This is a genomic window from Agromyces sp. Soil535 (assembly GCF_001428255.1).
Lineage (GTDB): Bacteria > Actinomycetota > Actinomycetes > Actinomycetales > Microbacteriaceae > Agromyces.
This window is the reverse complement of sequence record NZ_LMRW01000006.1, coordinates 1-19,359: the sequence shown is the minus strand read 5'-3', so window position 1 is coordinate 19,359 and position 19,359 is coordinate 1. Positions and strand designations below refer to the sequence as shown.

At 69.9% G+C, this 19,359-nt stretch carries 21 protein-coding genes, 1 tRNA gene and 1 other RNA gene; 5 read left to right on the top strand and 18 right to left on the bottom strand.

Annotated elements, in window-relative coordinates; genetic code table 11:
• Positions 1 to 22: 22 nt before the first annotated feature.
• The 4 genes from ASG80_RS06920 to ASG80_RS06900 form a co-directional block, all read right to left on the bottom strand.
• A complete protein-coding gene (locus tag ASG80_RS06920) occupies positions 23 to 688 on the bottom strand; it encodes an SIMPL domain-containing protein (protein ID WP_056729446.1) in 666 nt (221 codons plus the stop codon).
• 891 nt (positions 689 to 1,579) lie between these two features.
• Positions 1,580 to 1,993 (bottom strand): acyltransferase family protein, encoded by a 414-nt coding sequence (locus ASG80_RS06910; protein ID WP_082589861.1) that lies wholly within the window; start codon positions 1,991 to 1,993, stop codon positions 1,580 to 1,582.
• Positions 1,994 to 2,038: 45 nt separating this feature from the next.
• Positions 2,039 to 3,328: a glycosyltransferase gene (locus ASG80_RS06905; protein ID WP_056729443.1), complete on the bottom strand. Its 1,290-nt coding sequence runs from the start codon at positions 3,326 to 3,328 to the stop codon at positions 2,039 to 2,041.
• Positions 3,329 to 3,379: 51 nt separating this feature from the next.
• Complete coding sequence (locus tag ASG80_RS06900) at positions 3,380 to 5,575, bottom strand: glycoside hydrolase domain-containing protein (RefSeq protein WP_056729442.1); 2,196 nt, start codon at positions 5,573 to 5,575, stop codon at positions 3,380 to 3,382.
• 331 nt (positions 5,576 to 5,906) lie between these two features.
• Here ASG80_RS06900 and ssrA point away from each other — a divergent pair.
• Positions 5,907 to 6,275: a transfer-messenger RNA gene (gene ssrA, locus ASG80_RS22835) on the top strand.
• A 161-nt stretch (positions 6,276 to 6,436) separates the two neighbouring features.
• Here ssrA and ASG80_RS06895 read toward each other — a convergent pair.
• Positions 6,437 to 6,997, bottom strand: coding sequence for a dihydrofolate reductase family protein (locus ASG80_RS06895; RefSeq protein ID WP_056729441.1), 561 nt, complete (start codon positions 6,995 to 6,997; stop codon positions 6,437 to 6,439).
• Positions 6,998 to 7,133: 136 nt separating this feature from the next.
• Positions 7,134 to 8,045, bottom strand: a complete 912-nt coding sequence (locus ASG80_RS06890; RefSeq protein ID WP_056729440.1) for a LysR family transcriptional regulator — start codon at positions 8,043 to 8,045, stop codon at positions 7,134 to 7,136.
• Between the two features lie 82 nt (positions 8,046 to 8,127).
• Here ASG80_RS06890 and ASG80_RS06885 point away from each other — a divergent pair, with 82 nt between their 5' ends.
• Together ASG80_RS06885 and mgrA are read left to right on the top strand one after the other, a co-directional pair.
• Entirely contained in the window at positions 8,128 to 9,042 is a 915-nt protein-coding gene (locus ASG80_RS06885; RefSeq protein ID WP_082589859.1) for a DMT family transporter, read from the top strand.
• Between the two features lie 137 nt (positions 9,043 to 9,179).
• Positions 9,180 to 10,196 (top strand): L-glyceraldehyde 3-phosphate reductase, encoded by a 1,017-nt coding sequence (mgrA, locus tag ASG80_RS06880; protein ID WP_369816231.1) that lies wholly within the window; start codon positions 9,180 to 9,182, stop codon positions 10,194 to 10,196.
• Between the two features lie 28 nt (positions 10,197 to 10,224).
• Here the strand turns inward: mgrA and ASG80_RS06875 are convergent, their stop codons facing one another.
• The 3 genes from ASG80_RS06875 to ASG80_RS06865 form a co-directional block, all read right to left on the bottom strand.
• A complete protein-coding gene (locus tag ASG80_RS06875; RefSeq protein WP_056729439.1) occupies positions 10,225 to 10,740 on the bottom strand; it encodes a septum formation family protein in 516 nt (171 codons plus the stop codon).
• A 175-nt stretch (positions 10,741 to 10,915) separates the two neighbouring features.
• Positions 10,916 to 11,839: an LLM class F420-dependent oxidoreductase gene (locus ASG80_RS06870; protein ID WP_056729438.1), complete on the bottom strand. Its 924-nt coding sequence runs from the start codon at positions 11,837 to 11,839 to the stop codon at positions 10,916 to 10,918.
• A gap of 3 nt (positions 11,840 to 11,842) precedes the next feature.
• Complete coding sequence (locus ASG80_RS06865; protein ID WP_056729437.1) at positions 11,843 to 12,691, bottom strand: inositol monophosphatase family protein; 849 nt, start codon at positions 12,689 to 12,691, stop codon at positions 11,843 to 11,845.
• A gap of 136 nt (positions 12,692 to 12,827) precedes the next feature.
• On the opposite strand from ASG80_RS06865, the gene ASG80_RS06860 reads away from it, so the two are divergent.
• Positions 12,828 to 12,900, top strand: a tRNA-Lys gene (locus ASG80_RS06860).
• An 84-nt stretch (positions 12,901 to 12,984) separates the two neighbouring features.
• Positions 12,985 to 13,578, top strand: a complete 594-nt coding sequence (locus tag ASG80_RS06855) for a hypothetical protein (RefSeq protein ID WP_156401700.1) — start codon at positions 12,985 to 12,987, stop codon at positions 13,576 to 13,578.
• Between the two features lie 27 nt (positions 13,579 to 13,605).
• On the opposite strand, the gene ASG80_RS06850 is transcribed toward ASG80_RS06855, so the two are convergent.
• The 9 genes from ASG80_RS06850 to ASG80_RS06810 all read right to left on the bottom strand — a co-directional run bounded on the left by ASG80_RS06850 (position 13,606) and on the right by ASG80_RS06810 (position 19,270).
• Positions 13,606 to 14,076, bottom strand: a complete 471-nt coding sequence (locus ASG80_RS06850) for a PIN domain-containing protein (protein WP_056729435.1) — start codon at positions 14,074 to 14,076, stop codon at positions 13,606 to 13,608.
• Positions 14,069 to 14,263, bottom strand: coding sequence for a type II toxin-antitoxin system VapB family antitoxin (locus tag ASG80_RS06845; protein ID WP_056729434.1), 195 nt, complete (start codon positions 14,261 to 14,263; stop codon positions 14,069 to 14,071). Before ASG80_RS06845 ends, ASG80_RS06850 begins: the two co-directional genes overlap by 8 nt.
• A 90-nt stretch (positions 14,264 to 14,353) precedes the next feature.
• The gene (locus ASG80_RS06840; protein WP_235508218.1) at positions 14,354 to 15,292 is read right to left on the bottom strand and encodes a 5'-3' exonuclease; all 939 of its coding nucleotides are present in this window, start codon (positions 15,290 to 15,292) and stop codon (positions 14,354 to 14,356) included.
• A 12-nt stretch (positions 15,293 to 15,304) separates the two neighbouring features.
• Positions 15,305 to 15,745: an SDR family oxidoreductase gene (locus tag ASG80_RS23885; protein ID WP_082589855.1), complete on the bottom strand. Its 441-nt coding sequence runs from the start codon at positions 15,743 to 15,745 to the stop codon at positions 15,305 to 15,307.
• Between the two features lie 12 nt (positions 15,746 to 15,757).
• A complete protein-coding gene (locus ASG80_RS06830; RefSeq protein WP_156401699.1) occupies positions 15,758 to 16,351 on the bottom strand; it encodes a VOC family protein in 594 nt (197 codons plus the stop codon).
• 136 nt (positions 16,352 to 16,487) lie between these two features.
• Positions 16,488 to 17,072, bottom strand: coding sequence for a GNAT family N-acetyltransferase (locus ASG80_RS06825; RefSeq protein ID WP_235508217.1), 585 nt, complete (start codon positions 17,070 to 17,072; stop codon positions 16,488 to 16,490).
• A gap of 35 nt (positions 17,073 to 17,107) precedes the next feature.
• A complete protein-coding gene (locus ASG80_RS06820) occupies positions 17,108 to 17,893 on the bottom strand; it encodes a metal-dependent hydrolase (protein WP_056729431.1) in 786 nt (261 codons plus the stop codon).
• Between the two features lie 92 nt (positions 17,894 to 17,985).
• Entirely contained in the window at positions 17,986 to 18,579 is a 594-nt protein-coding gene (locus tag ASG80_RS06815) for an energy-coupling factor transporter transmembrane protein EcfT (RefSeq protein ID WP_056729430.1), read from the bottom strand.
• Positions 18,580 to 18,589: 10 nt separating this feature from the next.
• Positions 18,590 to 19,270, bottom strand: a complete 681-nt coding sequence (locus ASG80_RS06810) for an energy-coupling factor ABC transporter ATP-binding protein (protein ID WP_056729429.1) — start codon at positions 19,268 to 19,270, stop codon at positions 18,590 to 18,592.
• Positions 19,271 to 19,359 lie beyond the last annotated feature (89 nt).

Here is a 19,359-nt window from a genome sequence, read left to right as displayed (position 1 = left end):
CGCCCGGTCGACGTTGCCTGCGTCAGGCGGGCTCGGCCGTGAAGCGGGCATCGACGGATGCCTCAATCACGAGCTCCGCAGGCGCGAACTCCGTCGCGGGCGCGCCGCCGCCCATGTCGGCCGCCGCCCGCATCATCATCGCCTTGGGCGCGACAGGGAGCGGCTGCGCGCTGAGCATCCCGTGGTCCGCGAGCTCGACGGGCGTCGGCACGCCGAGGCCGAGCGCGGAGGCGTATACCTCCGCCTTCGCGACGGCGTCGGCGACGGCCGCGCGCTGCGCCGTCTCCTGCACGCGTCGGCGCGTGGCATCCGTCAGCCGCCAGTCGATGCCGCCGACGGTGAGCTCATCGCCGGTCGCGGCGTCGCCGATCCATTCGCCGAGCCGAGCGAGGTCGCTGAACACCACCTCGACGTCGGCGCTCGCCTGGTGCACGACGGGCAGTTGCTTGCCCTCGGTGTTCCACGGGCGGTAGGACCAGACGCGGAGCTGGCCCGCCGACCAGGTGTCGAGGGCACCGGATGCCTCGAGCGCGCGCACCTCGGCGAGCAGGCGCTCGTGCGCCGCGCTCGTGCGTGCGTACACGTCGTCGCGCCCGGCACCCGAGCCGCCCACCGAGAGCGTGACCGCTGCGAGCTCGGGCGCGATGCGCTCGTCGGCGCGGCCGGTGACGGCGATCGTGGTCGGCATGAGGTGCCCCTATCTGGCGCGGATGCCGGTGCCGTGACGCGCCGGCGGCCGCGCCGGCGCGCGGTCGCCCTCAGCATACGTGCGGTCGAGAGGGCGCGGCAGGGGCGGGCGGTGCATCACAGGATGCGCGCCACCCCGGGCACCCGCTCGATGAGGAGCAGGCGAGGGCGAACGAGCCTGCGACACCACCGACGGCCACGAGGAGCGACTTGACCTCGGCCGGGAACGGCACCGGACGAAGGGCGAGGGCGAGCCCGATCAGGACGGGACCCTGCAGGAGGAACGCGCCGTAGGCGCTTCGCCTGACGGCGGGGCCGGCCCAGCGGAGCGGTCGATCGAGACGCCGCTGCGCCACCCCGAGCAGCCACACCGGTCCGAACACGGAGAGCGTGCTCTCGCCGGCTGCGAACGCGAACGCGGGCCAGTGCCATCCGCCCCAGAGCTGTTCGGGTCGACGCCCAAGCCGGCCACTACCAGTGCGAGGAGGGCCGCCGCACCGACCGCCGTCAGTGTCACCGCACGGGCCTGCCTGCGAAGCCGGTCGGGAACGGCCGTGAGCCAGTCCTTCCGGGAGGCGACGACGCCCAAGCCGAACAGTGCCGCGCACGCGGGCCACTGCCACAGGTTCACATCGACGAACCAGTTGTCGCCTTCGAACGGGACCACCAGGCGAAGGAGGAACGTGGCAACGGCCACCGCGCCGGCGAGCCCCAGCAGCTGGCCGACGTGGACCTCGCCGGGCGGGCGCCGCCCAGCGCGACCCCGCCGCAGCCCGACCCAGCCTCCGTAGGCGAGGGAGAAGACGAGCAGTGCACCGACGAACCAGAGCACGCCCGTGTCCAGCGTTGGCTCGGCGCGAAGGTAGGTCCAGAGATCGGGGGCATTCCCCAGTCAGAGGAACAGCGCGTACTCCAGGAGCGGCCAGATGAGCAGCGCGAACACGATGAACGGCACACCCAGGCGCAGCAGGCGGTCACCGACGAAGCGACCAGTGCCCTTGCGCTCCACCGACGGCGGGGTCAGCAGTCCGGCGACGAGGAACAGCAGCGGGATCACCAGCAGTCCGAACGGCGCTCCCAGCACGAACAGGACGATCGCCGTCACCGGCGCAAGCGTCACCTCTCGAACATCGGCGTACGACCAGGCGTCGAACTCCGTGTATCCGATGATGGCGTGGCCGACGATCACGAGGGCGATCAGGATGACCTTGAGGTTGTCCACGTAGACGTGACGAGTCGACGCCCACCGCGTGATCGCGGCACCGCGCATTCCACCGCGATCGGGAGCCCCACCCCGAGAAGTCATGTCCTCAGACTGCGGCTTCCTGCCGCCCGCGAGCAGGGGCGAAGGTCACGCCGGGGTGCGCGCCGGCATCACTCCCGCCCCGTCGAAGAGCCGCTCGAACACCACGCCGCGGTCGAACTGCAGAGCGTAGGCGCGAGCGCGCTCGGCACGGGCGGCGCGCTCCTCGGGCGCGAGCGCGAGCGCCGCGTCGATCGCGGCCGCGATGGCGTCGGGGTCGTCGACCGGCACGATGATCGCGTGCTCGCCCACGGCCTCGCCGATGCCGCCCGTGTCCGTGGTGATCACCGCACCGCCGCCCGCGAGCATCTGCTCGGCGAGGGCGATGCCGAAGGTCTCGACGAACTCGGGCCGTGGCTTGCTGGGCAGCACGTAGGCGGCGCATCCGGCCATCAGGTAGGGCTTCTCTGCGTCGTCGACGTCATCGAGGAACACGATGCGGTCGGCGAGCGGCGACGCGGCGGCGAGCTCCCGCAGCGCCTCGGCCTCGGGCCCGCGCCCTGCGATCACGAGGTGCAGGCGCTGGTTCGCGGGCGTGCGCTCGAAGCCGGCGATGAGGTCGTCGACGCCCTTCGCCTTCGTGAGGCGCGAGAGGAACAGCACGTAGCCGTCGCGCTCCAGGCCGCGGGCGGCGAGCACGCCGTCGACGAGGGCGGGGTCGAGGTCGAGGTACTGCGATGTGTCGATCGCCGGGTACGAGATGCGGATGCGCTCGCGGCACTGCTCCGCGAAGCGGGTGCCGTGGAACGCGTCGACCTCGGCCGCCGACGCGACGATGAGGTCGCGGGTGTACTCCGACACGGCGACGCAGTGGTCCTGCGCGAGGTAGCTCGAGAGGATGTGCGCCGCCGCGCCGAAGCGCCCCTCGTCGACGCACGAGCGCACGACGTTCGTGACATCCGACCCTACGGCCTCGGCGATCGTGGTGACCTTCACCGGCAGGCCCGTGCTCCACGCGGCGCGCACGGCATCGGTGACGGCGACCGTGTGGGGGCTCAGGTAGAGCGAGAGGCACACGGTGGGCACGCCGTCGGTGAACAGCTCTACCAGTCGGCCGGTGATACCCGCGAGGTAGCGGCCGTCGGGCACCTTGTAGTCGCCGACCGGCTCGGGTCGCTCGACGATGATGCCCGGGCTGTATGGCAGCATGCGATCGAGCGGCTTCAGCGGGAGGCCGGTGGCCTGGAGGCGTTCGATCCGCCACGTGACGATGCGCACCTCGTCGAAACCGCGTTCGAGGGCGGCCTCCGCGAGGTTGCGGCCCTCGACCGAGTGCCCGCAGATCACGGGGTCGGCGCGATTGACGATGACGAGGCGGTTGCGGGGCTTGGCGTTCATGGCGCGTCCTTCGTTCGATGGGGGCGTGCGTCGTGCGGTGTGCGGTCGGGTTCAGTCGGAGGAGGCCGACGGTGGGCGGGCAGTCCGCCCCCACTCGCTCGGCTCGGGGCCGAGCTCCACGAGTAATCGGCCGCCGCGGTGCACCTCGTCGCCGCGAAGCCACGTGCGATCCAGCCGATCGCCGTTCAACGCGACCGACTGCACGTACTGGGCGGGGCCGTCGGCGCGGGGCTCTGCGAATCCCGTGGTCTCGATGCGGAGTTCGCCCTCTCCCAGGCGGATCTCGGACTCGGCGAACGACGGCGCATTCACGAGGAAGAGGTTCTGCCCGGCGACGGGGAACAGGCCGAGCGAGGCCCAGACGTACCAGGAGCTGAGCCCGCCCGAATCGTCGTTGCCGGGCAGGCCGCCGCGTCCGGTGCCGAACTGCTGGTGCACGGCGGCGTGCACGACCTCGGCGGTGCGGTCGGGTCGTCCGGCGTACTGGTAGGCCCACGGGGCCTCCATGTCGGGCTCGTTGTTGAGGCCCTCGAACCGTCCGAGCGCGTAGCCGTTCGCGAGCTCCTCGAGCCCCGGGCGCACACCGGGCTGGCGCACGGGCTCGGCGCCGTAGCCGAAGAAGGCGTCGAGCATGCGCACGAACGCGTCATCGCCACCGGCGAGGCCGATGCGGTTGCGCATGTCGTGTAGCAGGCGGAACGAGTAGTTGTGGCGGCTGCCCTCGTAGAACGTGGAGTCCTGCAGCAGGCCGGTGCCGTCGTCGAACGCGTTCACCCACCGGGCGGCGAGCGTCGTGAACTCCTCGACGAGCGCCCGGTCGCCGACGCGCGCCGCGACCTTGGCGGTGCACCAGTAGCCGTAGGCGAGGTCGAGCGTGTGGCTGATCGGGTGCGCCACGCCCCGCAGCAGGAAGTCCTCGCCGTAGGTGCGGCGCAGGTCGGTGTGCATGTGCACGAGCGCCCACTCCCAGTCGATGCCGGGCAGGCCGAGCTGGCAGAGGTCGGCGAGGAACGTCTGCGCGAGCGCGCTGCCCTGCCGTGAGAATCGGTCGCTGCCCCGCGCCATCCGGTATCCGATCGGGAAGTTGCCCTCCTCCTCGCAGATCGTGAGGAGCGCCGTGCCGAGCTCCACCGCCCGCTCGGGCAGGAGTGTGGTGATGAGCGGGAGCTGCGTGCGGTAGATGTCCCACATCGTGCTGAGGTCGAACACGAACGGACCGTCGGAGGGCCAGAACGGGCTCTCCTGCGGGGCGAGGCACGGCTTGATGAGCGAGTGGTAGAGCGCCGTCGAGAACACCGTCTGGCGGTCTGCGGATGCCGCGTCGACGGTGATCGCCTTCAGCTGCTTGCGCCACGCCTTCGTGGTGCGGTCCCGGCGCTGCGGGAACCGGGCGGGCCCGATGCCGCAGTCCTGCCGCAGGTTCTCGCGCGCCTGCTCGACGCCGCGGAGCGAGAACCCGATGCGCACCTCGATGTGCTGTCCGGGTTCGCTCGGCCCCGCCCACATGAGGCCGAACGGCCGAAGGGTGGTGGGGCGGATGTGATCGAACGCGAGCCTCGTGCCGCCGGGCATCAGCCGGCGGTCGTACCAGAGCATCTGGCGCCACGACTTGACGTCGCACTCGATGTAGACGGCGAGCGGTGCGCCCTCGACCACGATCTCGCCCTGCGCGATGCCCGGCCCGATCGACTCGAGGTGCGCCCTCAGGGGGATGGTCTCGCCGTGCGGGATCGCGAGCCCGCCGAGCGAGAAGTCGATGACGATGCGGGCGTTGCGATGCCGGGGGAACGTGTACCGGTGCACCGCGCTCTTCGGACCCACGGTGAGCTCCGCGCGGATGCCGGAGTCGAGCGTCGCAGCGTAGTACCCCGGTTCGGCGGCCTCGTCGACGAGGCCCCAGTTGCGGCCGAGCTCGTCGAGCGGTTCGAGCATCGGGGTCACCCGGAAGTAGTTGTAGTACTTGCGGATGGCGCCCGTGCCCGACTGCTGGAAGTGCGTGAACCCGGATGCCACGGCCTCGTCGTGGATCGTCGTCGGAACGCCCTCGGTGCCGAGGTCGTACCGTCCGTAGCCGGTGGGGTAGGCCCCCGAGTAGGCGCACGCGGACACCATCCCGAGCGGGTACGTCGCGCCCGGATGCGTGTTGCCCACCTGCGGCTTCGGCCACCACCACGTGGCGGCGATGCCGGTGGGGGGTGGCAGGTCGGTGGCCTCGGTGCCGATGAACGGATCGACCCGCCCGATCATGCGGCTCCCGCGCGGGGGCGGCTTCGGGCGCCGTCGTGTGCGCGCCGCGGCGCGATGCGGGCGCTGACTTCGGGAATTCCCATGTCGGGACGCTACGTGCAACGGATCGAGCGTAGGTTACAGGCTGATGAACGATTGCCGAGGGAACGGCGTACGCCGCGTCATCCGGAATCACCGAGCGGATGCCGCAGCAACCGCTCGAAGGAATGACAGCGCCATGGTCGCTGTTGTAAGCTGAAAGGCCGCGGAATCTTCGGACGACGCGGGTTGGAAACTCCACAGCGTGCGACAACGGCTCGCCGAACCGGCAACGACCGGCGCGGTGCGACATGGGGATGATCGGTTTCGACATCGCCTGCGAACCCACGAGAAGCGGGCCGAGGATGCAGGGTTATCTCGTAAACGATCTCTGCGAAACAATAACTGCCAATAAGAAGCAGTCTGACTTCGCCCTCGCTGCCTAAGCGAGTGCGATAGTCCGTCAGTCCGGGTTCGTTCCCGCCCCGGTTGCTGGCGTCATCTAGGGGACTTGCTGCGCGTCGTCGCCTGAGCGACGTGCGGGACTCTTTCAGGCTGGGCCTGTCGACTTAGGTGCCTGTGGCAAAGGTCGGGGCCGAGCAGAACGCTTGCACAGGCTGCGCCCGGAGAAGGCGTGGAATCACAGCGATGGACGGGGGTTCAATTCCCCCCATCTCCACCATCGGCCGTTGTCGCACACGGCGAAGACCCCCGGTCACACCCGGGGGTTTTCTCCGTTCACGGGGAGTGGTCACGAGCCCGTCTCGGCCCCATTTCCGCTCTTCCCCACACGTGCGGACATGGCCCGGGTGTTCAGGGCATCCTCGACGGGTGTCACTCTCATCAGCTCTTCGCTCGGTAGCGAAGGTGGACCATACCGTTGTCGAACCTGTGCTCATCGAGAAGTTCGAGCTCGAGGGCGACCTTGCCTGGCAGATAGGGTTTGCCGCCGCCCGCGATGATCGGCGCGATGAGGAGGTTGTATTCGTCGACCAGGCGAGCTCGAATGGCGTGCGCTGCGAGCGCCGCCCCGCCCACCGCAACATCGCGGGTCGCTCCTGACTTGAGTTCCCGCACAACGTCCGCCTCGAACTTCCGCTCGAGCCGCGTCTTGGCGGCAGCGACCGTATGCAGCGTCGTCGAGTACACGATCTTTTCAGCCGCCTGCCAGATCTGCGCGTACCCCAGCATGGCTGCGGTCCCATTGGGAATCACATCCGGCGTCTCCCAGACGGCCATCGTCTCGTACATCCTCCGCCCGAGGAGATAGGTGCCGATCTGTCTCTCGCGGTTGTTGATGAACGCGTAGACCTCCTCGTCCAGCTCCGCCCAATCGAAGTTGCCGGTTTCATCCTCGACATATCCATCGAGCGACGTGAACCCCGAGTAGATCAGCTTGGCCATCGTGCACCCTCCGTCTCGATCAGCCCCTGAGAAGCCGAGACGAGTCTGGCTGACGTTCCCCAACTCCACCATCGGCCGTTGTCGCACGACATGGACGCGAAGGCCGCCCCGATCGGGGCTGCCTTCGTCGTGGAGTTCAGCCCCGTGCCGCCGCGCGCAGCAGTTCGGCAGTGCGCTGCGCGGCGGGGTGTGTGCGCATCGACCGCTTCACGCGCAGCATGATGCGGCGTCGCACCTCGTCATCGGCGACGGGGAGCGCGGTCACCCCGCTCGGTAGCAGGTAGGCGCCGAGGCGCGGCACGACCGTGATGCCGATGCCCTGCGCGACGTAGTCGAACGCCGTCGCATAGTCGGGCGCTGCGATGCGGAACCGTGGCGAGAAGCCCTGTGCGGTGCACGCCGTGAGCACGATCTCGCGGCACGGTCCGCGGGCGTGGTCGTTGTCGATCCACGGCTGGGCGGCGAGGTCGGCGATCGCGACCGAGTCGCCTGCGGCGAGCGGGTGCCCGTCGGGCACGACGGCGACGTACCCCTCGGTGCGGAGCGGCTCGAGGTCGTAGCCATCGGCAGCTCCGTCGGCCGCGGCGGGATCGCGGTCGGCGCGGACCGCCTCGGCGATGTAGACCTCGAGGTCGGAGTCGGCGGAGTGCTGCCCGCGGAGCTCGACGAGGCTCAGCTCGATGCGCAGGTCGGGGAACTCGACGGCGAGGTGCGCGACGACCCCCGGCATCCATGCGCGATTGGCCGACATGAAGCATCCGATGCGGAGCGTACCGCTGCGCCCCTCGCGCAGATCGTCGGCGAGGCTCTCGAAGTCGGCGAGCTGGTCGAGCACCCGTGTCGCATGGTCGGCGACCGTGACGCCGGCGGCGGTCGGCTGGATGCCTCGGCCGTGACGCTCGACGAGCACGAGGCCGGTCTCGCGCTGAAGTGCCGCGACGTGCTGGCTCACGGCCGACGGCGTGTAGCCCAGGCGTGCGGCGGCGCGATTGATCGAGCCGGTCTGCACGACGGCTCGGAAGACGCGGAGACGCTGGGGATCGACCACGTCGCGATCGTACAGTGAAACTGAAGAGTACGGAAGCATCGTTCGCTTGTGCTGAATTCCATAGTGCGTCGAGGCTGGACACATGCGCACCTCCTCCGACATCGCCGACCCGCCCGTTCGACTGCAGATCCAGACGCCTCGCGCGCTCGATTGGCGCGCGCTCGCGGCGACCGCGATCGTGCTCGTGCTGTGGGCGTCGGCGTTCATCGCGATCCGCGGCATCGGCGATTCGCTCTCACCGGGCGCGCTCGCGCTCGGACGCCAGCTCGTGGGCGCCCTCGCGCTCGCGGCGATCGCCCTCGTGCGGCGGCCGCCGTTCCCGCGAGGTCGCGGACTCGTGCTCGTCGTCGGATACGGGTTGCTCTGGTTCGCGGGCTACACGCTCGTGCTCAACATCGCCGAGCGTCACCTCGACGCCGGCACGACGGCGATGCTCGTGAACATCGCCCCGCTGCTCGTCGCCCTCGTCGCGGGGGTCGTGCTGAAGGAGGGGTTCCCGAGGTCGCTCATGATCGGCATCGGCGTCGCGTTCGCGGGCGTCGTGCTCATCGCCGCGGGCGGCGTCGGCCCGCACGGTGATCCCGTCGGCATCGCGCTCGGCCTGCTGGCCGCGTCACTCTACGCGAGCGGCGTGCTCGTGCAGAAGGTGGCGCTGAAGACGACGGATGCGCTCGGGGCGACCTGGGTCGGTTGCGCCGTCGGGGCGATCGCGCTCACGCCGTTCCTGCCGCAGCTCGTCACGGAGGTCGCGGTCGCGCCGGTGCCTGCGACGCTTGCGATGGTCTACCTCGGCGTCTTCCCGTCGGCGATCGCCTTCATCCTGTGGGCGAACGTGCTCCAGCGCAGCACGGCGGGCGCGACGGCATCGGCGACGCTCGCAGTGCCTGCCATCGTCGTGCTCATGTCGTGGCTGATCCTCGGCGAACTGCCGACGATCCTCGGCATGATCGGTGGTGTGCTGTGCCTTGCCGGGGTCGCGTGGAGCCGCAGGCGGTGAGGTGCGCGGCAATGACTCCCCAAATCGGTCGAGTTCGGGCGCGTGCTCGATGAGCCAGACGAGTGTTGCACGCGCGCGCGAGCGCGGCGCAGGATGTCGGAGTGACCTACCTCGCCGAATCCGACCGCTACGACCGCATGATCTACCGCCGTTCCGGACGGTCGGGGCTGAAACTCCCATTGCTTTCACTGGGGCTCTGGCAGAACTTCGGCGACGACCGACCACTCGGCGGTCAGCGCGGCATGGTGCGTCGCGCCTTCGACCTCGGCATCACGCACTTCGACCTCGCGAACAACTACGGGCCGCCCTATGGGGCCGCCGAGTCGAACTTCGGGCGCCTCCTCGCCACCGACCTCGCGCCGTACCGCGACGAGCTCGTGATCTCCACGAAGGCGGGCTGGGACATGTGGCCGGGGCCGTATGGTGTCGGCGGCAGTCGCAAGTACCTGCTCGCATCGCTCGACCGCTCGCTGGAGCGGCTCGGACTCGACCACGTCGACATCTTCTACTCGCACCGTCCCGACCCCGACACCCCGCTCGATGAGACTGCCGGCGCGCTCCACCACGCCGTGCACTCGGGTCGAGCGCGCTACGTCGGCATCTCGTCGTACAGCGCCGAGGCGAGCCGTGAGATCGCCGGCATGCTCGCTCGGCTCGGCACGCCGCTGCTCATCCACCAACCGTCGTACTCGATGCTGAACCGCTGGATCGAGACCGAGGGACTGCTCGACGCCGCCGGCGAACTCGGGTTCGGCGTCATCGGATTCACCCCGCTCGCGCAGGGCATGCTGACCGGCAAGTACCTCGAGGGGATCCCGACGGACTCGCGCGCCGCCACCGACGGGTCGCTCGATCGCGGCATGCTCGCCGACGCGACGCTCGGGCGGATCCGCGGGCTCGCCGCGATCGCCGAACGGCGTGGGCAGACGCTCGCGCAGCTCGCGCTCGCGTGGGCGCTGCGTGACGAGCGGGTGACGAGTCTCGTCATCGGCGCGAGCCGCGTGTCCCAGCTGGAGGAGAATGTCGCCGCGCTCGATCGCCTCGAGTTCAGCGATGATGAGCTCGCCGAGATCGACCGGTACGCCGTCGATGCCGGCATCGACCTATGGGCGGGTCCACGGCGCGGCGGCGGACTGCCCGAGCTGCGACCCTGAAACGGCGCCGCGCCGTCGCGGCATCCGCTCAGTAGGCCGCGCCGGCGAGCGAGCCGGTCACCTGGCCGGCTGGGTCCCACACCACGCACGAGACCACGCGGTCGCCCTGGGCCCAGCTCTCCTCCGACGGGCGGTAGGCGTAGAAGTCGAGCGTCGACGTCTCGTAGGCGAGGCCGACGAACGGCTCGAACTGCTCGAGGCAGCTGGCGTCGGCCTGCTCGAGCACGGCATCGTCGCCGGGGTACTCGCCGTCGTCGAGCTGGAAGTCGAAGTACACCTCGTCGTCGTGCGGCTCGCTGCACGGCACCACGGGCACCTCGGTGACGAGGTCCTCCTCTACGGTGTTCATGCAATCGCCCACACGTAGGGCGAAGACGTCGGCCTGGCCCTCCTCGACGATCTCCTGGGTGGTCTCGTCACGCTCGGGCTGCGGGGCGGGCACAGGCAGCAGGTCGCGGATGGCGCTGCAACCCGTGAGGGGGAGCGCCACGACGAGGGCGGCACCCACGGCGAGCAGGCGGACGAACGGGCGACGAGTGGACATGGCAGGCCTTCCGGGCGCGTTGATGCGATGGGTGCGTTGCGGGGTGAGACGTCGGATGCCGCGAGCGGAATGCGGCGGCGCCAGCCTATCGGCGGCTCGCAACCACGCGCGATGGGATGGTCTCCCCATGGTGACTCGCCGGACCACGTCGTGCCCAGAGAGGTGCCGCCCGGATTCACCGCACGTGCGGCAGCACCTCGGCGGCGATGAGCTCGAGGTGATCGAGGTCGCGCAGGTCGACGAGCTGCAGGTACACCCGGTCGGCGCCGAGCTCGCGCAGGCGCAGCAGCTTCTCGACCGCCGCCTCCGGCGTGCCGGCGATGTTGACCTCGGCGAACGTGTCGGCGTTCGCGCCGATCGCCGCGAGCCTGCGCAGGTAGTCGGCGTCGTTCGTCGCGACCACCGTGGGCAGCGCCACCGACCTGCGCAGGCTCGCGAGGTCGCGCCCGATCCGCTCGCACGCGCGACGCACGCCGTCGAACGTCTCGGCCACGACATCCTCGGAGCGGAACCCGATGTTGAACTCGGTCGCGAACCGCGCTGCCAACGCCGGGGTGCGTCGTGGGCCGGCGCCGCCGATGATGACCGGCACCTGCTGTTGCACAGGCTTCGGAAGCGCCGGGGCATGCTCGAGCGTGTAGTGCTCGCCGGTGAAGTCGTAGTGCTCGCCCACCGGGGTCGACCACAGCCCGGTCACGATCTCGAGCTGCTCCTCGAGCAGGTCGAACCGCTTCGGCGGGAACGGGATGCCGAGGGCCTCGTGCTCCTCGGCGAACCATCCGGTGCCGAGGCCCAGTTCGACGCGTCCGCCGGACATCGCGTCGACCTGTGCCACCTGGATCGCGAGGATCGACGGATGCCGGAACGTCGCCGACGACACCAGGGTGCCGAGCCGGATGCGCCGGGTGTCGCGTGCGAGGCCCGCGAGGGTGGTCCACGCATCCGTGGGGCCTGGCAGGGGGTCGACGGCATCCATCGCGAGGAAGTGGTCGGAGCGGAACCAGCCGTCGAAGCCGAGCCGCTCGGTCGCGCTCGCCTGCGAGAGCTGGTCGTCGTAGCTCGCGCCCTCCTGGGGCTCGGTGAAGATGCACAGCTCCATGCGTCAGGCCTCTGCGGCGTCGTCGGCGAGTACGACGAGCACGGCGTCATGCAGCCGCCCGTTCGTCGCGAGCGAGCTCCCGTGCCACGGCCCGGGTTCGCCCGTGATCGACGTGAACCGGCCGCCTGCCTCCTCGACGATCGGCACGAGCGCGGCGAGGTCGTACGGCTTCACGTCGAACTCGCCGGTGATGTCGATGAGGCCCTCGGCGAGGAGGGCGTACGACCAGAGGTCGCCGTAGGCGCGGTCGCGCCACACCTGCTCCGAAAGCGTGAGCAGCCGGTCGAGATACCCGGCCTGGCGCCACTGGGCGAGGCTCTGGAAGCTGAGCGAGGCATCCGCGAGTCGCTCGACGCCTGAGACGCGCATGCGTCGAGCGCCGGGGAATCGAGCGGATGCCGCATCCGCCGCGTAGCTCGCACCGAGCTCGCCTGCCGACGCGGTCGTCCACGCGCCCATGCCGCGCGCGGCCCACCAGCGCCGCCCCATCGCCGGGGCGGACGCGACGCCGACGACGGGGACCCCGTCGACGGCGAGCGCGATGAGAGTGCCCCACACGGGCACGCCGCGGAGGAAGTTCGCGGTGCCGTCGATCGGGTCGATGATCCACTGGCGGGTCGAGTCGCCCTCGGTGCCGAACTCCTCGCCGAGGATGCCGTCGCCCGGGCGGGCCTCTGCGAGCCGGTCGCGGATAAGGCGCTCAACGGCGAGGTCGGCCTCGGTGACCGGGGTGCGATCGGGTTTCGTCCGAACATCGAGGTCGACGGCGCGGAAGCGTCCGAGGGAGACGGTGTCGGCGAGATCGGCGAGTTCGAGGGCGAGATCGAGGTCTTCGGCGTAGTCGGCGGTCACCCGTTCAGGCTATCGGGCGGGTCCGCGGCTCGGTCCCGCGGGCGCCGCGCCGCGTCATCCGCTCGATTGGCGGAAGGGGTGGTTCTCCTGATAACGTGGTCCCTCGGTTCGGGTTGTCAGAGACATCCGGAATCACGCACCTCTAGCTCAATCGGCAGAGCAACTGACTCTTAATCAGTGGGTTCAGGGTTCAAGTCCCTGGGGGTGCACCGAAGCCCCGAACCTCTCGCCAGGTTCGGGGTTTTCGTCGTCGTCGGCGCCATTGACACTGCACCGTGCCACGAGGATCGTCGATGCCAACCAAGGGGGTTGGAGAGATGGATGCCACCGCGATCCTCAACACGTTCATCGGGTCGTTGCTCAGCGGCGCGGTCATCGTCACGTTCATCAGACTGCTGACCCTCCGATGGGAGAAGAACGTCGAGACGAGGATTCAAGCCACGGTGGGCGACGAGTTCCGCAAGATCGCAGAGATCCGCGAAGCGGACAGGGCGTTGCTCTACGAAGTCCTCGGTCCGGTCTGCGGGAACCTGGCCCGCACCAAGCAGGCATTCAGGCGCTGGCGGGAACCGAACCCCGTCCTCGAGGTCAGGGTCATCGCCGAGAGCAATGGCATCATCAGGCAGACGTTGCTCACCAGGTACCACCTCTTGCCCGAACACCTCCAGGAGCACGCGATGGACCTCATCGGCCATTACGACAAGTGGTTCGAGGTGTTCGAGAACGAGCGCAACTCGGGGAAGCCCGAGGCGGAGCAGGCTCCGTACATCTTCGCCGGGACGCACGGCGTCCCGTTCCCTCATGCGGCTGAGGACGCGTTCGTGGCGGAGATGAACGCCGTTCGCGCTCGACTGCGCGGTGCAGTCGGCGCTGCTCCCGCTACGTAGGAACCGGCGTCGGGGTTCTGGGCTCTGTCAGAGGGACCCGCGAGGCACGATCCATTGGTGCTGCAGCTGCGAGACAGCGCGGGCAATGAGCTCATAGTCCCGGTCATAGTGGACGATGATCGCCTCGTTCTGGATTGCATAGGTCGCGATGATCGTGTCCATGGCGCCGGCAGTGCGCACGAGACCGGCATTCCAGAGGGAGTTCTGGACGAGGAGGACCTGGGCCGAGTTCGGTGCTTCATCACATTCAGTGAATGCGGAAAGGGACTCCATCATGGCATCGTGCTCGACACCGTTGCGGGCAGAGAAACTGTACTCGGCGACGACTGGAGGGCAGATGAGGATCGACGACGGCCGGTTGGCGATCACGATCGCCTCGAAAGCTGCTTGCACCGTCTGATCGGTTGCGAGGCGTGCCCAGACGGAGTTGTCGATGAGGTATCGCGTCTCCGAGGAAGTCGCGACCGCGTGGGGTGTTTCGAGCAGGGCGCTACTCATGCTCGACCCGTTGCGGGTCGGTCACGACGGGAATCCGGCTGAGCGTGCGAATGGCGTCAAGCTGGCGCTGGCGCCGGACAGCGTCTTCCAGCGCGAGGTTGATCGCCTCACGGTTGGTTCGCACGTGGAATGCGCGCTTCGCCTCCTCGAGGAGCTCGCTGTCGATGTTCACGGATGTGACGGGCATCTCGACCTCCTTATATACGTCTGTGCTGTATATTATATACGGCTTTGGGGCTGCCGGGGACGATTCGCCGAACTCCGGCGCAGCTCGGGCTCAGGCCGGGTCGACCGTGTTGCCGAGCGCCAGCAGCGCGCGCTGCGCCGAACCGCCGAGGTTCCACTCGGTCGCCAGCGCCTCGACTTCCGCGACGCGCGCCACGCCCAGTGGGCGGATCGCGGCATCGAACGCGCCGAGCTGCAGGTCGCGCACGACCTCGACGACGGTCGGCGCGACCTCGAGATAGGCCGCGGCGCCCGTGATGCGGGCTCGCATCGTGTTCGAGACGGGCGAAGCGGGATCGGCCGCCGCGGCGATGAGCGAGTCGAGGTCCCCGAACTGCTGCAGCAGGCTCGCCGCGGTCTTCTCGCCGATGCCGGCCACGCCGGGCAGCCCGTCGGACGCATCGCCGCGCAGCACCGCGAAGTCGGCGTACTGGCTCGGCAGCACGCCGTACTTGCCGACGACCGTGACATCCGTGACGACCTCGAGCTTGCTCATGCCGCGCGCCGTGTAGACGACGCGCACGTCGCGTGCGTCGTCGACGAGCTGGAACAGGTCGCGATCGCCGGTGACCACGTCGACCGGGAGCTCGGCCTGCGTGGCGAGGCTGCCGATGACGTCGTCGGCCTCATGCCGCGGGGCGCCGATGACCGTGATGTCGAGCGCCGCGAGCAGTTGCCGGATCATCGGGATCTGCACCTCGAGCGGGTCGGGCGTCTCCTCGATGTCGGGCCCCGCCGGCACCACCTCGGCGACGCGATGCGCCTTGTAGCTCGGGATGAGCTCGACGCGCCAGTGCGGGCGCCAGTCGTCGTCCCAGCAGGCCACGAGATGCGTCGGCTCGAAGTCGGTGACGAGCCGCGCGATGATGTCGAGCAGCCCGCGCACGGCGTTCACGGGCGTGCCGTCGGGCCGCCTCAGCGAGTCGGGCACGCCGTAGAACGCGCGGAAGTAGAGCGAGGCGGTGTCGAGGAGCATCAGTCGGTCGGCCACACGGCGATCCTGTCATGGACCGCCCACGCCGGGCGAGCAGTCAAGGTTTTCGGGTCGAATGCCGCGGGCCTCAGTAGTCTGAGACCGCCGTGATGCCGCCGTCGACCACGAGCTCGTGGCCGGTGATCCCCGCCGCCTGGGCGAGCAGAGGAACACGCACGCGTCGGCGATCTCACGGGGCCGGACCGTGCGGCCGGTGGGTACACGCGTCGGCGAGTCCGCGAACATCCGCTCGAGGTCGCGCTCGTCGGTGAGGTCGCACCGCACCGTGTCGGGAGCGACACCGGCCTCCGACGCGATGCGCTCGGCGAGGGCCGCGATGCCGTCTCCGGGCGAGCGGTGATGCAACACGACGCGCGCGCCGGCCATCGCGAAGCGCATGGCGATCTCCCCGCCGAGGCCGCCCGCGGCGCCCGTGATGAGCACCGTCCGTCCCTGGAACACCGGGCGCACGAAGCGCTCCTCCTAGCAGCCGATCTCGTACGGACCGGCGTCCTCGTCGGCCGGATGCCAGTCCGCGTGCTGGAACCCCTCGAAGCGCGCGCCCTCGAGCACGCAGACATCGCCGAGCGAGGTCCCGTAGAACTTGACGTGCGTGTAATCGTCGAAGAGCCGGTAGACGGGCATGCAGACCGGGCTCTGGAACTGCTGGCCCGTGAGCACGTCGCGGTGCTCATCGATGAAGTCGCGGTGGCCATCGCCCACGACGAAACCGAGGTGCTCGAGCCCCATGCGGTACACGCGCTGGTGGAAGGGCGGGATGAGTTCGATGAGGGGGATCGAGATGCCGTCCGCGACCTCGATCGGTTCGGCGAGAACGATCTTGGAGATCGGTCGCCCGTTCCATACGTTCTCGAGGTTCGACGTTGCGAACCCCTCGATGCCGTCGCGGGCGACGACGTAATCGCGCCAGGTCGGAACCCGGATCGCGAGATGGCTCAACGGATACCCGCTCGCGTCGATGCCGAGGTCAGCGCAGCGGGCGACCTGCTGCACATGGAACGCACGGGCGGCCTCCTCGAGGCGCCCCCGTTCGGCCAGGTCCGTGCTCCACGCCATCGTGTCCACCCCTCATCGAGTTCCGGGAATCCGACCTCACGATACGTCGTGCGCACGGCTTCGAGCGGCGAGACAAACGGATGAGCACACAGGTGCGCGGACTGCGCAGCGCCTGCGCGAACCGGTGCCGCCCGGTTCAACCGCGCGCGGTACCGCCCGCGGCTCCCCCGGCGAGGTCCTTGCGGTAGACCACGAGGACGCAGGTCGTGGCGAGCAGCGGCGCCAGCTCGGGGTAGGCCTCCTGGAGGCCGCCCCTGCGAACCTCGCGATACCCGATGCGCGTGTACCAGTCGCGGAGGAACTCCTTCGACGGATGGCTCCAAGTGGTGGGGACGAGAAGCTCCAGCTCCATGGCCAGGCCCCCTCGGTCGACGGCCCACCGCTCGGCGAACCCGACGAGGGCGCGGCCGATGCCGAGCCCCCGGTGTGCCGGGTCCGCGGCGAGCATCCCGAACATCGCCGTGTCGTCATCGAGGCGCTGGACCTGGATGGCACCGACCACCCGATCGCCCGCCCGTGCCGTCGCGATCTCGCCACGGCGGATCAGGTCGGCGATGTAGGCGGGGCTCGTGCGGCGCGCTCCGTCGACCCAGAGCCCGGCCTCGGCCAGCTGGTACACGCCGTTGACCAGCTCGGCGAGTCCGGTGACGAGCTCGGCGTCGTCGGCGGATGCGGCCGGCTCGATGCCGACCGCGAAAGCGCTCATCGGCGAGGTGTTCACAGGCTCATTCTGACGGTCACACTGCCGCCTGACGGTCACACTGCAGCGAACAGGTCCACCCCGACCATTCGCAGGCCTTCGTTGGCGAAGCCGGCGAGACAGTACAGGCCGAGCACGACGCCGAACATGGCCTCACGGAAGGAGCCGGTGTCGCCGAGCAGCGGGAGGGCGACGTAGCCGTTCGGCTGCCACAGCCGGTTCAGCACGGGCACCAGCCGGAACGGCTCGGGCGGCCTGGGCACCCACGGCCAGAACAGGCCGGGGAGCCCGCCCGTCGTGAGGAAGTCGCCCGCGAGGTGCGCGACGAATCCCACCATGACGGCGAGCGGGAACCACGCGACCTGCTCGGGGGCGAACACCACGATGAAGGCCCCGAGCAGCGCCCCGAGCACCCACGCTGCCGCCCATGTGCGGACGAAGTCGCGCGCCTTCAGGCCGAAGCACGTGAGCGCCGCCGCGCCGACGCCCGCGCCGATTGCGATCGTGCCCAGCTCCTCGGTCGGGAGGGTGAGCAGCGTCAGCGCCCACGCGCCGGCCACGACGATCGCGGCGCCGATCGGGGAGTGCGCGCCGTGCCGGTGCCCGCCCGAAAGGGTCTCGACCGTGGCGGCGGTCATGCGGCCGAGGATCGGCACCGCCTGGGCGATGGTCGCGCTGTGGTGGTCCGCGTCGGGCAGGAGCGCCGCCCCGGCGCACACCGCAGCGCCTGCGAGGACGCCGACCGGGTCGAGCGGGTACGCCCCGAGGCTCAGGATCGGCATGGCGCCCGTGATCGCGATCCACGCTGCGGCACCGCTCGTGGCGTGCGTGACACCCATCATTCGTACTGGTCTCCTCGGTCGGCCGACGACCAGTCTGCTGGCGCGGAGCGACATCGACCGTTCGGCTGGCCGCGGCGGGCGGGATCACCCCATCAGTCGTCGAAGCCCCGCGCCGTGAGCGCCTCGCCGAGGTGCTCCGCGGTGCGCAGCGCCCGCACGATCACGGGCACCGCGAGGGCGAGGAGCGACCCCTCGGCGCCGCGCGCCTTCCGCGCCTCGAGTACCTCGCGCACGAGATCCGCGATCAGCGGCACGCAACGGATCGTGAGCGCGAGCGCGAGGCCGACCCGGTCGGCGTCGACCCACCGCCGGAACGGTCGCAGCAGCGCCTGCATCGCGTCGAGCGTCGCCGTCACCGGCGTCGTGAGCGTGTAGAGCGCGGCGATCGCGACCGCGAGCACGAGCCGCACCGCCATCACCGCGGCCGCCTCCCAGCCGCCGAAGATCACCTGCACGGGCACCGCGAACGCGAGCACCCAGAGGATCGGCACGACCTGCCGCCCGGCGAGCGTGAACGGCACCCTCGCGACGGTGAACAGCACGATCACGAGCACGGATGCCGCGCCGAGCCACACGAGCGAGCCGATGAGCGCCACCGCCGTGACGAGTGCGGCGAGCACGGCGAGCTTCACGAGCGCCGGTGCACGGTGCACGAGCGAGGTGCCGGGATGGAAGATGCCGATCATGGTCGCACGCTCATCCGATCAGCGTCCGATAGGCGTAGAGCGCGGGGCCCGGCACGTCGTCGGCGACGATGCGTCCGGCCTCCATGACGATGACGCGATCGAACGACTCGAGCAGCTCGAGCTGGTGGCTGACCACGATGAGCTGCTGGTCGAGCGCCTCGAAGTGCTTGGCGATCCGCCGTGCGTTGCGTGCGTCGAGCAGGGTGGTGGGCTCGTCCGCGACGACGATCGCCGGCTCCGCCACGAGCACCGACGCGATGGCGAGCAGCTGTTTCTGCCCGCCGGAGAGGCGGTGCGCCGGCCGGTCGGCGAGGTCGGTGAGGCCCACGCGGTCGAGGGCGGCGTCGACGCGGGCCGCGGCATCCGCCTTCTCGAGCTTGTGGCGACGCAGGGTGAATGCGACGTCTTCGCGCACCGTGGGCATCACGATCTGGTTGTCGGCATCTGTGAAGACGAATCCGACGCGTCGTCGCACCTCGCGACCCTGCCGGGCCACGTCGAGGCCGTCGACCACGACCCGGCCCGACACCGGCGTCACGAGGCCGTTGATCATGCGGGCGAGCGTCGACTTGCCCGAGCCGTTGGCGCCGACGATGCCGACGCGCCGCTCGTGCAGCACGATCGACACGTCGTCGACGACTCGCTCGGCGCCGAAGTCGTGGCTCACCCTGTCGAAGACGATCTCGCTCATTGGTGCACCATCGCTTCTGTAGCGCGATTGGGTCGCGTCGGATGAGGCTTCCTGTTGAACCGCCGGCCGGTGGCTGACCGCCAGCGTCG